We start from the raw sequence: 13,747 nt of genomic DNA on the forward strand, positions 1-13,747 counted from the left end.
GCACAAGAATCTACAATATCCAGGACAGTCATGTTCAATATCTCATTCTATTTTTAATGTGATTGGTTCCTTATCAAATCAAATTCGAGATGTTTTACCTGTCCTATAAATATACTAGCATCACATCATAAATAACAGAATATCCACAACTTGGTGATCTTCTTTGTAAAATCGCAAGATCTACTTGTTTTTCTTTCGCTATATTCAGAGCAATTTCTGCCCCTTTGATAAACTGTTTTGTACAATCATTTCCCTCTTTATCCAAAATTATATCTCCTACTTTTTCACAAGGAATACGAGGACAACAAAGTCCTCCAAGCATCTCTGGACATACTGGAATCACTTCATGATCTTTTAAAAACTCAACAATTTTTTTATTTAAATTGTTTTTTCCGTTATACTTACAGTTATATCCTAATAAACATGCACTAACAAGAATTCTCATCAGTCAACTAATTCATCATACAACAAAGAGTATGTTTTAGCACTTTGTTGCCATGACACATCTGTATTCAATGCATTTCTTTGTAACATTTTCCAATCCTCTTTACGATTGTAATAAACGTCACAAGCATAATATAAAGTATGAATCAATTCATTCGAATCGTAGTTTTCAAAACTAAATCCATTTCCTGATTTTTCATATTCATTGTATGCATCAACCGTATCTTTTAAACCACCAGTTTCACGGACAAGAGGTAAAGTACCATAACGCATTGAACACAATTGCGAAATTCCACATGGTTCAAATAAACTAGGCATCAAGAACAAATCACTTGCTGCATAGATACGGTGTGCCAAGCTTTCATTGTATCCATAATAGAAACAAATCTTTCCTTTATTTCCATTTTCAAGTTCACGGAACTTGTTTTCAATTTGACTTTCACCACTACCCAAAATAACCAATTGGATTGGAGCAGCACATAATGCGTCTAATTGTTCCATCAATAGATAGAATCCTTTTTGCCAAGTCAAACGAGAAACGACACCTACCATCATAACATCAGGATTTTTTTCTAATCCAAGTTCTTCTTGTAGAGCAATTTTTGCCTTATTCTTTTGAGTCGCAATATTCACTTTATTAAAGTGATATGGAATTTCTGGATCTGTGTTAGGGTTCCATAACTCGATATCAATACCATTTACAATACCCCATAGATCATATTTACGCATATTCAATACAGCTTCTAAGTGTTCACCATATTGAGGCGATAAAATTTCTTGTGCATAAGTTGGTGATACAGTTGTAACTTTATCCGCATACAAAATACCAGACTTCATAAATGAAATTCCACCATCAAAACGTACATTGCCATTGTCTAACAAATAGTATGGTAATCCTAAACAACTATCTAACATTTCAGGACCGAAATTTCCTTGATAAGCCATGTTGTGGATTGTATACACAAAACGAATTGCACGATATCTAGGATCTGCATCGTGAGTTTCTTTAACCATACAAGGAATCATACCTGTATGCCAATCGTGGCAATGGATAATATTTGGCCAGTAATTCAACTGGTTCAACATTTCAATAACAGCCTTTTGGAAATAACCAAAACGCTCACCATCATCTTTATAACCGTATAATGAATCTCTTTCAAAGTAACCTTGATGTTGAATGAAGAAGAAACATACTTTATCTACTACTTTTGAGAATACACGTACGGGTACTTCATGATAATTAATTGAAACTGAATATTCACAATCAAAATGAAGTTCATTATAGTATTTATCACTAATTTTCTTATATAAAGGCATGACAACCTTTACTTCATGTCCTCTTTCAGTAAGTGCCTTTGGTAAAGAACCAATTACATCGGCAAGTCCACCTGTCTTAATGAATGGTAATCCTTCCCCAGCAACCATCAAAATTGATGCCATTAAACGTTCTCCCTTCTACCAATATACAAAGGTTGTTCTTCTAACCCTGCTAAATCTTTTTTCTTTGCGATTCTAGAATGTTTATCTACAATCACATTCTTTAAGTGAGCACCATCTGCAATTTCTACATCTGGCATAATGATGCAATTTTCGATCAATGCATCTTTTCCAATTTTACACGAACGACCAACAATAGAATTCTTAACTACACCACTAATTTCACAACCATTCGAAATCAATGAACCTGTTGCAGTACCACCATTCAAATAAATGGCTGGAGCTGAATCGCTTGTACGAGTATATACAGGCCATTCTGGATCTGCGATATCTTTCATTTTTTCTTCCGTTAAGAATTGCATATTACTTTCATAATATGATTTCAAATCATTAATTACATAAATGTGTCCACGATAATTCAATCCACGGATATCCATATCTACACATTTATCATTTAAGATATCTTTAAACCAATACATTGAACTTGTTTCTTGTGCTTCTTCAACTAATGTTTTAAAAATTTCTTTTGACATGATGTAAGTCTGTAAAGATAAATATCTAGATTTATAGTTACATAAGTTTTGAGCAATACTTAATACACCACGTTGTTTATTCATTTGAAGTACATCACATCCAATGTAGTTTTCTTTTGCGTTATCTACATGTTGATACAACACTGATACTTCAGCACCACTTTCGACGTGTTGTTTCAACAATTCCTCATAATTTCCTTTATAAAGCATATTAACTGGAGCAATCACAACATAATCATTTTGGTTTTCCATAACTGCATGAATATTTTCAGCATAACATGAAATATCTGTAGTAAAACGTGAAGTTCCACCATCTGTATATACAGGCACTAACGATAAGTGTCCATGTTTAGAGTTGATATTATAGTGACGACCTGTACCAACATGATCAATTAAAGAACGAGGATTTCCATTTACATAAATTTGAATATCATCAATACCTGAATTTGACATATTTGAAATCGCAAAGTCAACTAAACGATAACGTCCTAAAAAGCTGAATGCAGCAATTGGACGATATTTTTGCATACCTTCTACATATACAGAAGAATCGTTGTAAGTAATTATTCCTAAAGCGTTACACATAATTATTCACCCTTCTTTACTCTTTTTGAAATCAATACGATTTCTTCACTGTCTGGACTACCCACAACAGCACCATCATCAATCTTCACACCATCCGCAACAATTGCACGATAGATTTTTGCACCTTTACCAACTTTTACATTTGGCATTAATACAGCTTGAGATACAAATGCACCTTCACCAATGTCAACATTGTTAAATAATACGGAATCCACTGCATGTCCTCGAATTATAGCACCTTGGTTGATGTAGCAATGTTCAACTTTTCCAGTTGGACCTACATAGTGAGGTAAAGTTGGAATATCTTCTGTATAGATTTTCCAGTTTGGATCATCCAAATTCAATTCATTGTTTTTGTTCAACAAGTCCATATTTGCTTCCCACAATGAATCAATTGTTCCAACATCTTTCCAATAACCTTCAAACTTGTAAGCATATAAACGTTTGTTAGCATTTAAAAAGTTAGGGATAATATCTTTACCAAAGTCATGGTGACTACCTTCTGCAGTCATATCCGAAATCAATTCTTTACGTAATTGTTTCCAATTAAAGATATAAATACCCATACTAGCTAAATTGCTCTTTGGATGTTCTGGCTTTTCTTCGAATTCAACAATTCTTCCTTCATCATCTGTATTCATAATACCGAAACGGCTAGCTTCCTTCATTGGCACTGGAAGTACCGCAATTGTACAATCGGCATTATTTGCCTTGTGACAAGATAACATATCCGCATAATCCATCTTATAGATGTGGTCACCTGAAAGAATCAAAACGTATTCAGGATCAAACTTATCAATAAAGTCAATGTTTTGTGTGATGGCATCTGCTGTTCCTTGATAAACGTCAAATTTTGTACCATCTTTTTCACGTGGTGGTAAAACATAAACACCACTTCCACGTGCATCAAGTCCCCATCTTTGTCCAGCACCAGCGTACGCATTTAATTCTACAGATTCGTACTGAGTTAAAACACCTACAACATTGATATCTGAATTCGCACAGTTACTTAGCGGGAAATCAATAATACGATATTTTCCTCCGAAATAAACAGCCGGTTTCGCATTCTTTTTAGTTAGTTCCAAAAGACGTGTTCCACGGCCCCCCGCTAAAATCATGGCGAGCATATTATTCTGTTTCATAATCATCCTCCTAATAATACTCTTTATATAACTAAAGTATATCACTTTTTTAAATAAAATCTACTTGTTCCCTTAAATTTGTATGCGTTTTCAAAATACTACAAAAAAAAACAAATCATTCTCTGACTTGTCTTTGCAAAGCATAAATTGATTCGTTTTGATTTGCGATATAAGATATAGCACATACGATAAAAAAGAAGGGAAAATATTGATATCCAAAAACTTCCATGCCTATCGCAATAGGCGCTAAAAATGTATTTGTGGCAGCTCCAAAAACACTGCAATATCCTAATGCTGCTACAAATAAAGGATTTAAACCAAATACAGGTGCAATTATAACCCCAAGACTCGATCCAATCGCAAATAATGGCGTAACCTCACCACCTTGGAATCCTGCAGATAAAGTTAAAATCGTTAAGACAAGCTTTAGGATCCAGTCATATCCATAAATCTTTTCCGATGTAAAAGATGCTACAATCAAGTTTTCACCCACACCTGAATAACGACATTGACCAAACATAAACAACAAAAGTGCCACGAGAACACCCATCACAAAAATACGTTTATAGGGATTTGTGATTTTATTTGTGACAAAAGCTTTTGTGTGTTTCAAAAAGAACGCAAATAAGCCGCCTATCATGCCAAATAAAATACCTAACACCAATAATTTTATGGATAAATCCATATTTAGCTCAGCAACATTTCCTATCTTAAAAGTACTCTTGTGTAATCCAAACAAGCTAGAAACATAAGCTGCCGTAAAACCAGCCGGAATTGCACAAGACATAGCTCGATATTTCAAAGTTCCAGCCACTAAAACTTCTAAGGCAAAGAAAATAGCCGTAATTGGCGTACCAAATAATCCGGCAAAACCAGCTGCCATACCTGCAACCATAAAGATAACACCACTGTTTTTAAAGCGGAAATACTTACCAAAATAATGCGATACGGTAGCTCCAATCTGCATTGCAACACCTTCTCTACCCGCACTACCACCAAAGAAGTGGGTAATCCATGTGGATATCACCATAAATGGAGCCATACGTAGTGGAATCCAATCACTCTTTCCTTGATCAACCTCAAAAACAAGTCCCATACCTTTTCTAGATATTCTTCCCCAATGCTCAAATAAGAACACAATAGCTAATCCTGCAAAAGGAAGTCCAAGCAACATAATGCATCCCATATGCTCTCTAAAATTCAAGATCCATTCTAATCCTTTACCAAAAATGACTTCACATATCGCAACAATAGCACCAATAAAAATACCACAAAAACACTTTAAAACAATTTCATCATAAACTTTAAACGATTCTCTCAACTTTTCTTTATACATATGATTATTATAGAAAAACAGATTGTTTATTTCAACAATCTGTCATAATTTTACATTTTAATCTGTCATTTAATTTTACATTTTAATTACAATTCTATTTCATTTTTCCACAAGCCATGCAAGTTACAATACTCATACACAGTTACTTTACCTGTTCGTCCTTTCAAATCAAAAACATATTCTGGTTTCATTCCTGGGACTAGACCTGCACGATCCACAGTTCCATCACTATATTCCACCCAAATATTCGTGATATAGTGTGCCTCTGACATAGGATGTTCAACACTTCCAACTACAACTTTAATTTTATTATCTTCTACACTTACTTGTGGAACGTGTTTTTCTTGTGCTGCATCTACTTCACCAGCTTTTAATTCACGATATCCACTAGGAACTACATCCATCAACAATCCTTCAACAACGCTACCAGTTTCTAAATTCTTATAGATTTTCATAAGTATTCCTCCTGTTCTTCTATTGACATTATGACACGCATCATTAAAATAATCTATTGATATGCTCATAAAAAATTTAAACGAAAACTACATGCAATATACAACAACTTCTCAAGAGATTTTTGAGACTTTTTATATTTCAAAAACCCATAAAAAACATTTAAAAATAGATGAAAACAATAAAATTATCTACTTTACCTATCCTGAAAAAGAAGTTGAAATCAACTATGAGCCTGTAAACATTTTATATGAAGATGCTTTTTTAATAGCAGCCTTTAAACCTCCATTTCTATTAGTACATAATGATGGAAACAGCCAAGATACTTTACAAGCCCGTATTAACGGATATCTGCAATTAAATGGAAACAAATATCCGGCTCAAGCTATTCATCGTATTGATTATGAAACGAGTGGTTTAGTCTTATTTTGTAAGCATCCATTCTTCCAGGCATATTGTGACAAAAACATGGAAGAGCATCACATTAAAAAAGACTATATTGCCTTAGTTCAAGGTCATACAAATTACAAAAACAAAAAGATTGTTTCAAATATCGCAAGAGATCGTCATAATGCCAAGAAAATGATTATCCATCCAAATGGAAAAGAAAGTATTTCAATATTTAACACACTTAAAAACTATAAAGATTATTCGCTGATTCAAGTATCGATTCTAACAGGAAGAAAACATCAAATCCGGGTTCAATGTGCTTCTTTGAAGCATCCCATTTTAAACGATTCCTTATATGGAGGTAAAAGAATTGACAATACGGGACTCTTACTTCAAAGTCATCATATTCAATTTAATGACATTGATGTAATTTGTCCTCAAGAAAAAAGATTTATTAGAAAATAAAAAATTGTATATCCTTTCAGATAAGCGATCCAGACACCTATTGATAAACAGGATAAATACGGAAGGATATGCTTTTTTTTATATAAAATCCACAAAAAGCCAAGTAAAACACTTATATATAAAGCTATGAGCATTCTTTCTATTCCTAAATAAAAGCCAAAAAAAGTTAAAAAACATACATCGGCACTGCCTATCCATTCAGTTCTAATAATTTTAATGGTTCCACTGACCAAAAGAAAAACAAGACTTGTACATACTCGATTGAATAATGGCACATAATTAGAACAAAAACATACAAGAAGTATAGATGGAAAAATCCAGTACTTTTCAATATACATTGTTACATAGTCTTTTTTCGCCAAAAAGTATAAAAAGAATACAACATACAAAGTCGATAATTGAAATGGTTTGATTAGAAAAGTAATGATAAGCATAAAAAAAAGAGTCTTCATACTTTAAGTATAAAGACTCAATGTGAAAATATTATTAACAATTTGCAGTTTGTACAAAATCTGCATCATTCGGTTTCTTTTTGTATACGATTTTTAATAAGATTGGTGTAATAACCGTTGTGAAAACGACACACAATAATACTGGAGTCACAAAGACCTCAGGTAAAATACCTAATGCCATACCTTTATTTGCGACAATCAAGGCAACTTCTCCACGACTAATCATACCACATCCAATACGAATAGCTTGTGTAGGTGTATATTTACATACAATAGCACCTAAACCACATCCAATAATTTTTGTCAAAACGGCAACCACACATAATACAATAACTAACTCAATAAGTTTGGCATTCCATGTGATTGGAGAAAGTTTTAATCCAATACTCGCAAAGAATACAGGTGTAATCAACATATAAGATAATGTTGAAATACGTTTTGTGACATAATCACATTGTCTAGTACCCGAAAGAATCAAACCAGCCACAAAACTACCAGTGATATCTGCTACACCAAAAAAAGCTTCTGAACAAAAGGCCATGATCAATGCGAACGCAAATGATACGATTGAATATCTTTGTAGCCCACCACATGAATCATGTTCAAACCACCATGAAAATACTTTGTGTAAAATTACCCCAACAACAACGGCAAACACAAAGAATAGTAAAATTTTAAACATAACAACGCCGATATTCACTGAACTGTCAGCCATTCCTGTCACTAATGTCAAACAAACAATACCTAAAACATCATCAATTACAGCGGCTGCTAGAATCGCATTTCCACTTTCTGTAGACATACAACCCATTTCTTTCAATGTTTCTACCGTAATACCAACACTTGTGGCTGTTAAAATAACACCTAAGAATAGGTTGTGTAACCAAGCGTCTGGTCCAACATTATAGAATCCACCAACCACATATCCAACAGCTAATGGAACTAATACACCTAGTGTCGCAATAATAAAAGCTTTTAACCCAGCCCTTTTTAAATCTGTAATGCTTGTTTCAAGACCGGCTTCAAACATTAAGACAATAACACCAATTTCTGACAAAGATTCAATCAACTTACTAGGCTCAACTATATTTAACACCGCAGGCCCTAAAACAATACCTGCGATCAATGCACCTACTACAGATGGCATACGTAAACGACGAGAAAAAAGTCCAAAGGCTTTTGTCATTAATAAAATTAAGGCAATATCTAATAGATATCGATATTCTTGCATATTCATACCTCCTACTATGCTCTTGGAATTTCAAACACAGTTTGTTGAAGTGGCAAATCTACATCATGAAACTCCAACCGATATGCCATCAATTGTATCGGCCTTTTCTTTCCATGATATCCATATTTGACGTCACCCAACAAAGGATGCTTTATATGCCCCATCAGGGCACGAATCTGATGAAATCTTCCTGTATGAAGTGTAATTGTACATATTGAATTCTCGCCATCATTTCTTTCAACATGCACATCCATCAATGCTTTTTGATAGCCCTTTAATTTTTTATCACTTACTTTCGCAATAGTATTTTCTTTGCGAATGTAATAACACATACTAAAATCTTTTTCTTTGAAAGTACCAGTAACATAGGCCCGATACATCTTCTGGATTTTACGATTTGCGATTGCTTCGTTTACTTTTCTTAAAGCATTCGCATTCTTTGCAGCAATCACTAGACCTGTCGTATTTCGATCCAGTCTATGACAAATACTTGGAGCAAAAGAATGTTCCTTATTTGGATCATACTCGTTTTTTTCCATTAAGTATGCTTGTACACGATTTACCAAACAATCTTGAGTTTTGCTTTGATCACTCTGTGACAATAAGCCACAGGGTTTATTCACAATCAAGATATTTTCATCTTCATAAATAACATCCAACTGTGATGATATATATTGCGTGTCTACTTGTTTCTCTTCTAAAACATCCGGAGGTAAAAATAATAAAATACTATCATTTTCCTGGATTTTCTGATCAAAAGTACAACGTTTACGATTCACTTTTATTTTCTTATTTCGAATCGCCTTATACATCATTGATTTGCCTAGTTTTGGAAATGTCTTCATCAAAAACTTATCCAGTCTTTGATTTGCATCATTTGAATTAATCTTTATCTCTTTCATAAATTAAATCCAAACTTTCCATTAAACTGTCCATAACCGGTACATTTACACTTTCTAAAGTTGCTCGATTTTGATGCCCAGTAGTCACCAAGATACATTTAGCACCAATATTTTTTGCAACTTCATAATCATGAACGCTATCTCCTACAAAATAAATTTCATCATCTAGGCTACAAGTTTGTTTAAACGCATGAGCTAATTCCACTTTACTTTTTGCATAGATATCATTGATTCCATATATCGAATCGAATAAATCATCTACATGCAAGGTTTCCATTTGTTTAAGAAGATAATCCATTTTACTTGCAGAAAGCACGGTTTGCGAAAAGCCTAGATTCTTTGCCTTATTCACAACATCCAATACATCTGAATGTAAATCACAAGCATAGCTTTTTTCTTGATAATCCTCCATATATTCGTGAGCCAACATGGAAAAAGGTATTTTGTCAAAATCAAAGCCTACCCTTTTGTAATAATCTTCTATTGGAAAAGTAAATACTTCACGATATTGACTTAGAGTATCCAGAGGTTTCAAATCATGACTGACTAAAAGACGGTTGATACAAGAAAAACATAAGTCAACATCATTTAATAATGTTCCATTCCAATCCCATACAATTTTTACCAAACAATTCACCCCGCACGGTATTATATCACTATTAGAAAAAAATAATAATATTTTATACTAATTAAAACTTTCACAAATATAGTTTTTACTATATAATATTGTATGAGTATATATGAGGAATTGAATTAGGAGGAAATATGAGAGGAATTTATAACTCGGTAACTGACCTTCGTCGTCAGGTCTTTACTGCCATCGCTTCAATGGCGTACTATGACAATACAGATTATTCTAAGCGTATGGAAGAAATCCCATATGAAATCTTACCTGGTACAAAAGCAAAATATCGTGATAGTATTTTTCTAGAACGTGCAATTATCGGGGAAAGATTACGTTTGGGTATGGGCTTGCCTGTTCGTGATATTACTGAATATACAAACATTTCAGATGGAATTGAAGAAAGTACAATTGCGAAAAAATATTATGATGATCCCCTTATCAATATTATTAAATTCGCATGTAATGCGTGTCCAGAAAAGAAAGTATTTGTAACAAACGCTTGTCAAGGATGTTTATCACACCAATGTACAGAAGTTTGTCCAAAGGATGCGATTCACATCATAAATGGTAAAAGCTGTATTGATCAAGAAAAATGTATTAAGTGTGGGCGTTGTATGGATGCATGTCCTTATCACGCAATCACTAAATTAGAACGTCCATGTGCTGCAAGCTGTGGAATGGACGCAATCAAATCCGATGCAGATGGAAAAGCAGAAATCGATTACGATAAATGCGTTAGCTGCGGAATGTGTCTAGTTAACTGTCCATTTGGAGCTATTGTAGATAAAGGACAAATTTTCCAAACAATCTATGCCATGAAAGAAGGCTATGAAGTCATTGCAGCTGTTGCCCCTGCTTTCGTTGGTCAATTTGGTCCAGCCGTAACGCCAGACAAAGTAAAAGCAGCATTAAAAGCTGTAGGATTTGCGGATGTTGTGGAAGTTGCGATTGGTGCTGACTTGTGTACAATTGAAGAAGCTGAAGACTTCTTAGATAAAGTTCCTGAAAAACAACCATTTATGGCTACAAGTTGCTGTCCTGCATGGTCTGTTATGGCGAAGAAAAACTTCCCTGACTTTGCACCATACATTTCAATGGCGTTAACTCCAATGGTATTAACGGGTCGTTTGATCAAAAAAGAAAAACCAAACGCTAAAGTTGTATTCATCGGTCCTTGTGCTGCTAAGAAATTGGAAGCAAGCCGTAAATCAATCCGTAGTGATATTGACTTCGTATTAACTTTTGAAGAAGTTATGGGTATGTTCAATGCGAAAGGTATCGCATTAGACCAAATCACTACTTCTGATCCATTAACAGAAGGAACAAATGCTGGTCGTGGATTTGCTGTCAGTGGTGGTGTTGCCAAAGCCGTTAAAGACTTGATTCAAAAAGAACATCCTGGAACAGAAGTAAAAGTTCAGGCTGCAGAAGGATTAAAGAACTGTAAGACAATGTTGATGATGGCTAAAGCTGGAAGACTAAACGGATACCTACTTGAAGGTATGGCTTGTCCTGGTGGATGTGTTGCCGGTGCTGGTACTTTACAACCAATCAACAAATCAAGTGCATTAGTTAAAAAATACGCTACTGAAAGCGATAAGAAAGAAGCAGATGAATCTGCATATGGAGATCGTCTTCACGAACTAAGTGAACATTAATCAAAGACGTCCTTAAAATGGACGTCTTTTTTTGATATAATCATGTTTAGAAATGAGGTATGAACATGCATCGTTATTCATATTATAAAACGGCTGCCTGTACTTTAAATGTTTCAATTGGAGATCCACAGGCAAATAAAGAAGAAATTTTAAAATGTATCCAAGAATTGGATTCAGATACACAACTTGTAGTATTTCCAGAACTATGTATTACAGGATATACATGTCAGGATTTATTCTATGAACATACATTATTAAATAGCGCAAAACAAGTCCTATTTGAAATTGTAGAAGAACTACCAGAAAACCTAGTTACAGTTTTAGGCTTACCTTTAGAAATCGAAAACAAGCTTTATAACTGTGCCGCCATTTGTTTCAACCATGATATTCTAGGTATTCAAGTAAAAACCTATATTCCAAGCTACAATGAATTCTATGAAACAAGGTGGTTCTCGAGTGCTAGTGAATTAAAAGAAAACACAACTTTTACATACAAAGATAAAAAGGTTCCCGTTTCAAATCATATTGTATTTAAAGATACTACAACATCGGCTTGTCTAGGTATTGAAGTCTGTGAAGATCTATGGGTGACAATTCCAGTAAGTTCAACACATGCATTAGCTGGAGCGAATGTATTATGTAATCTAAGTGCCTCCAATGAAATCATCTCAAAAGCAAATTACAGAAGAAATCTAGTCAAAGATCAAAGTGCTAAATGTTATGCGGGATACGTATATGCCAGTGCAGGACCTACAGAAAGTTCGAGTGACTTGGTTTTCTCAGGACACAATTTAATTTGTGAAAACGGGGCTATATTAAGTGAAACTAAAACAGAAAAAATCATTTATGGACAAATCGATTTAGACCATTTAAATCATGATCGCTTACACTATAAAACTAGTATGCAGGATTTATTCCATGTAAACTATACAACCGTGGAATTCACATCAAAACCCATCGAAGAAATTGAATTTGATCGCTATATCGATGCTTATCCTTTTGTTCCAAATAATCAAGATGAAAGAATTGTTCGCTGTTTAGAAATATTACATATTCAAGCACAAGGCTTGGCAACCCGCCTTTCAAAAATTCATTGTAAAGATGTTGTGATTGGAATTAGTGGAGGACTCGATTCTACTTTAGCTTTGCTTGTATGTCATGAAGCCTTTAAAATCAACAATTATGATTCAAAAGGAATTCATGCGATCACAATGCCTGGTTTTGGAACGACAAAACGTACTAAATCTAATGCGCAAATCTTAATGGACCTTCTTCATGTATCTAGTGAAGAAATTTCTATTGTGGATGGTGTAAACCAGCACTTTAAAGATATTCACCATGATCCAGAAGTTCATGATATTACGTATGAAAACTCTCAAGCTCGTGAAAGAACACAAATTCTTATGGATTTAAGCAATGCCTATAATGCGATTGTTGTTGGCACTGGAGACTTAAGTGAACTTGCTTTAGGATGGTGTACATATAATGGAGATCACATGAGTATGTATGCGGTAAACGCTAGTGTTCCTAAGACACTTGTTCGTTATATTGTTGAAAGTGTTGCATTAAAAGATGAAATATTACATGATGTATTGATGGATATTTGTGATACACCTGTATCCCCAGAGCTTTTACCTCCAGATAAAAATGGTAAGATTGCTCAGAAGACAGAAGAAGTATTAGGTTCTTATGATCTTCATGATTTCTTCTTATATCAAATGTTAAGACATCACGATGAGCCTAAGAAAATCTATGATTTAGCTTGTGTTGCATTTAAAGATTTAGAAAAGGAAACAATTAAAAAGGCCATCACAACATTCTATAATCGTTTCTTTACCCAACAATTTAAAAGAAACTGTATGCCAGATGGTGTTAAGGTTGGATCTATTTGTTTTTCACCTAGAGGTGATTGGAGAATGCCTAGCGACGCATCAAGAAATCTATGGACAAAACAAGTGGAGGAAATTGGCGCAATAAATTTGGATGGGGTTAGGTGAATTTGCTCTCCAAGAATTTAAGGGGCGGCATATACCCCAAAATGGTTTATAGCTGATATTGGGCTCAGACAACATTTAGTTGTCTGGGTCCATTTTT

General features: G+C 34.2%; 13 protein-coding genes. 3 read left to right on the forward strand and 10 right to left on the reverse strand.

Translation table 11 applies throughout. The features are described 5' to 3' along the window. Window positions 1–103 precede the first annotated feature (103 nt). From FYJ55_RS08840 to FYJ55_RS08865, 6 genes are all read right to left on the reverse strand, one after another. Window positions 104–445, reverse strand: coding sequence for a DUF523 domain-containing protein (locus FYJ55_RS08840; protein ID WP_229771145.1), 342 nt, complete (start codon window positions 443–445; stop codon window positions 104–106). Then, on the reverse strand, window positions 445–1,884 hold the full coding sequence (gene glgA, locus FYJ55_RS08845) for a glycogen synthase GlgA (RefSeq protein WP_154556523.1): 1,440 nt from the start codon (window positions 1,882–1,884) through the stop codon (window positions 445–447). Before glgA ends, FYJ55_RS08840 begins: the two co-directional genes overlap by 1 nt. Next, window positions 1,884–2,999, reverse strand: a complete 1,116-nt coding sequence (gene glgD, locus FYJ55_RS08850) for a glucose-1-phosphate adenylyltransferase subunit GlgD (RefSeq protein ID WP_154556524.1) — start codon at window positions 2,997–2,999, stop codon at window positions 1,884–1,886. Before glgD ends, glgA begins: the two co-directional genes overlap by 1 nt. 2 nt (window positions 3,000–3,001) lie before the next feature. Next, window positions 3,002–4,141 carry a glucose-1-phosphate adenylyltransferase gene (locus FYJ55_RS08855; RefSeq protein ID WP_154556525.1) on the reverse strand — a complete coding sequence of 380 codons (1,140 nt, stop codon included), beginning with the start codon at window positions 4,139–4,141 and terminating at the stop codon, window positions 3,002–3,004. Between the two features lie 115 nt (window positions 4,142–4,256). Next, window positions 4,257–5,477, reverse strand: coding sequence for a chloride channel protein (locus tag FYJ55_RS08860; protein WP_154556526.1), 1,221 nt, complete (start codon window positions 5,475–5,477; stop codon window positions 4,257–4,259). Between the two features lie 86 nt (window positions 5,478–5,563). Continuing rightward, window positions 5,564–5,932 (reverse strand): desulfoferrodoxin family protein, encoded by a 369-nt coding sequence (locus FYJ55_RS08865; protein WP_154556527.1) that lies wholly within the window; start codon window positions 5,930–5,932, stop codon window positions 5,564–5,566. Between the two features lie 91 nt (window positions 5,933–6,023). Here FYJ55_RS08865 and FYJ55_RS08870 point away from each other — a divergent pair, with 91 nt between their 5' ends. Then, window positions 6,024–6,785, forward strand: coding sequence for an RluA family pseudouridine synthase (locus tag FYJ55_RS08870; RefSeq protein ID WP_195836709.1), 762 nt, complete (start codon window positions 6,024–6,026; stop codon window positions 6,783–6,785). On the opposite strand, the gene FYJ55_RS11505 is transcribed toward FYJ55_RS08870, so the two are convergent. Genes FYJ55_RS11505 through FYJ55_RS08890 form a run of 4 tightly spaced genes read right to left on the reverse strand, consistent with a single transcriptional unit; the run spans window position 6,758 to window position 9,998 of the window. Continuing rightward, window positions 6,758–7,237, reverse strand: coding sequence for a prepilin peptidase (locus FYJ55_RS11505; protein WP_154556529.1), 480 nt, complete (start codon window positions 7,235–7,237; stop codon window positions 6,758–6,760). The genes FYJ55_RS08870 and FYJ55_RS11505 overlap by 28 nt on opposite strands. A gap of 34 nt (window positions 7,238–7,271) precedes the next feature. Then, window positions 7,272–8,468, reverse strand: coding sequence for a cation:proton antiporter (locus FYJ55_RS08880; protein ID WP_154556530.1), 1,197 nt, complete (start codon window positions 8,466–8,468; stop codon window positions 7,272–7,274). Window positions 8,469–8,482: 14 nt separating this feature from the next. Further along, entirely contained in the window at window positions 8,483–9,370 is an 888-nt protein-coding gene (locus tag FYJ55_RS08885) for an RluA family pseudouridine synthase (RefSeq protein WP_154556531.1), read from the reverse strand. Next, on the reverse strand, window positions 9,351–9,998 hold the full coding sequence (locus FYJ55_RS08890; RefSeq protein ID WP_154556532.1) for an HAD family hydrolase: 648 nt from the start codon (window positions 9,996–9,998) through the stop codon (window positions 9,351–9,353). The genes FYJ55_RS08885 and FYJ55_RS08890 overlap by 20 nt, the downstream gene beginning before the upstream one ends. Before the next feature lie 137 nt (window positions 9,999–10,135). On the opposite strand from FYJ55_RS08890, the gene FYJ55_RS08895 reads away from it, so the two are divergent. Next, a complete protein-coding gene (locus FYJ55_RS08895) occupies window positions 10,136–11,653 on the forward strand; it encodes a 4Fe-4S dicluster domain-containing protein (RefSeq protein ID WP_154556533.1) in 1,518 nt (505 codons plus the stop codon). 65 nt (window positions 11,654–11,718) lie between these two features. Continuing rightward, complete coding sequence (locus FYJ55_RS08900; protein WP_154556534.1) at window positions 11,719–13,650, forward strand: NAD(+) synthase; 1,932 nt, start codon at window positions 11,719–11,721, stop codon at window positions 13,648–13,650. Window positions 13,651–13,747: the final 97 nt, after the last annotated feature.

This window comes from Holdemanella porci (assembly GCF_009696075.1).
GTDB classification, from domain to species: Bacteria; Bacillota_I; Bacilli_A; order Erysipelotrichales; family Erysipelotrichaceae; genus Holdemanella; species Holdemanella porci.

What these genes read in the sequence shown, in the direction of transcription:
- FYJ55_RS08840 (WP_229771145.1), bottom strand. Translation starts at nt 445, where the DNA reads ATGAGAATTCTTGTTAGTGCATGTTTATTAGGATATAACTGTAAGTAT.
- glgA (WP_154556523.1), bottom strand. Translation starts at nt 1,884, where the DNA reads ATGGCATCAATTTTGATGGTTGCTGGGGAAGGATTACCATTCATTAAG.
- glgD (WP_154556524.1), bottom strand. Translation starts at nt 2,999, where the DNA reads ATGTGTAACGCTTTAGGAATAATTACTTACAACGATTCTTCTGTATAT.
- FYJ55_RS08855 (WP_154556525.1), bottom strand. Translation starts at nt 4,141, where the DNA reads ATGAAACAGAATAATATGCTCGCCATGATTTTAGCGGGGGGCCGTGGA.
- FYJ55_RS08860 (WP_154556526.1), bottom strand. Translation starts at nt 5,477, where the DNA reads ATGTATAAAGAAAAGTTGAGAGAATCGTTTAAAGTTTATGATGAAATT.
- FYJ55_RS08865 (WP_154556527.1), bottom strand. Translation starts at nt 5,932, where the DNA reads ATGAAAATCTATAAGAATTTAGAAACTGGTAGCGTTGTTGAAGGATTG.
- FYJ55_RS08870 (WP_195836709.1), top strand. Translation starts at nt 6,024, where the DNA reads ATGCAATATACAACAACTTCTCAAGAGATTTTTGAGACTTTTTATATT.
- FYJ55_RS11505 (WP_154556529.1), bottom strand. Translation starts at nt 7,237, where the DNA reads ATGAAGACTCTTTTTTTTATGCTTATCATTACTTTTCTAATCAAACCA.
- FYJ55_RS08880 (WP_154556530.1), bottom strand. Translation starts at nt 8,468, where the DNA reads ATGCAAGAATATCGATATCTATTAGATATTGCCTTAATTTTATTAATG.
- FYJ55_RS08885 (WP_154556531.1), bottom strand. Translation starts at nt 9,370, where the DNA reads ATGAAAGAGATAAAGATTAATTCAAATGATGCAAATCAAAGACTGGAT.
- FYJ55_RS08895 (WP_154556533.1), top strand. Translation starts at nt 10,136, where the DNA reads ATGAGAGGAATTTATAACTCGGTAACTGACCTTCGTCGTCAGGTCTTT.
- FYJ55_RS08900 (WP_154556534.1), top strand. Translation starts at nt 11,719, where the DNA reads ATGCATCGTTATTCATATTATAAAACGGCTGCCTGTACTTTAAATGTT.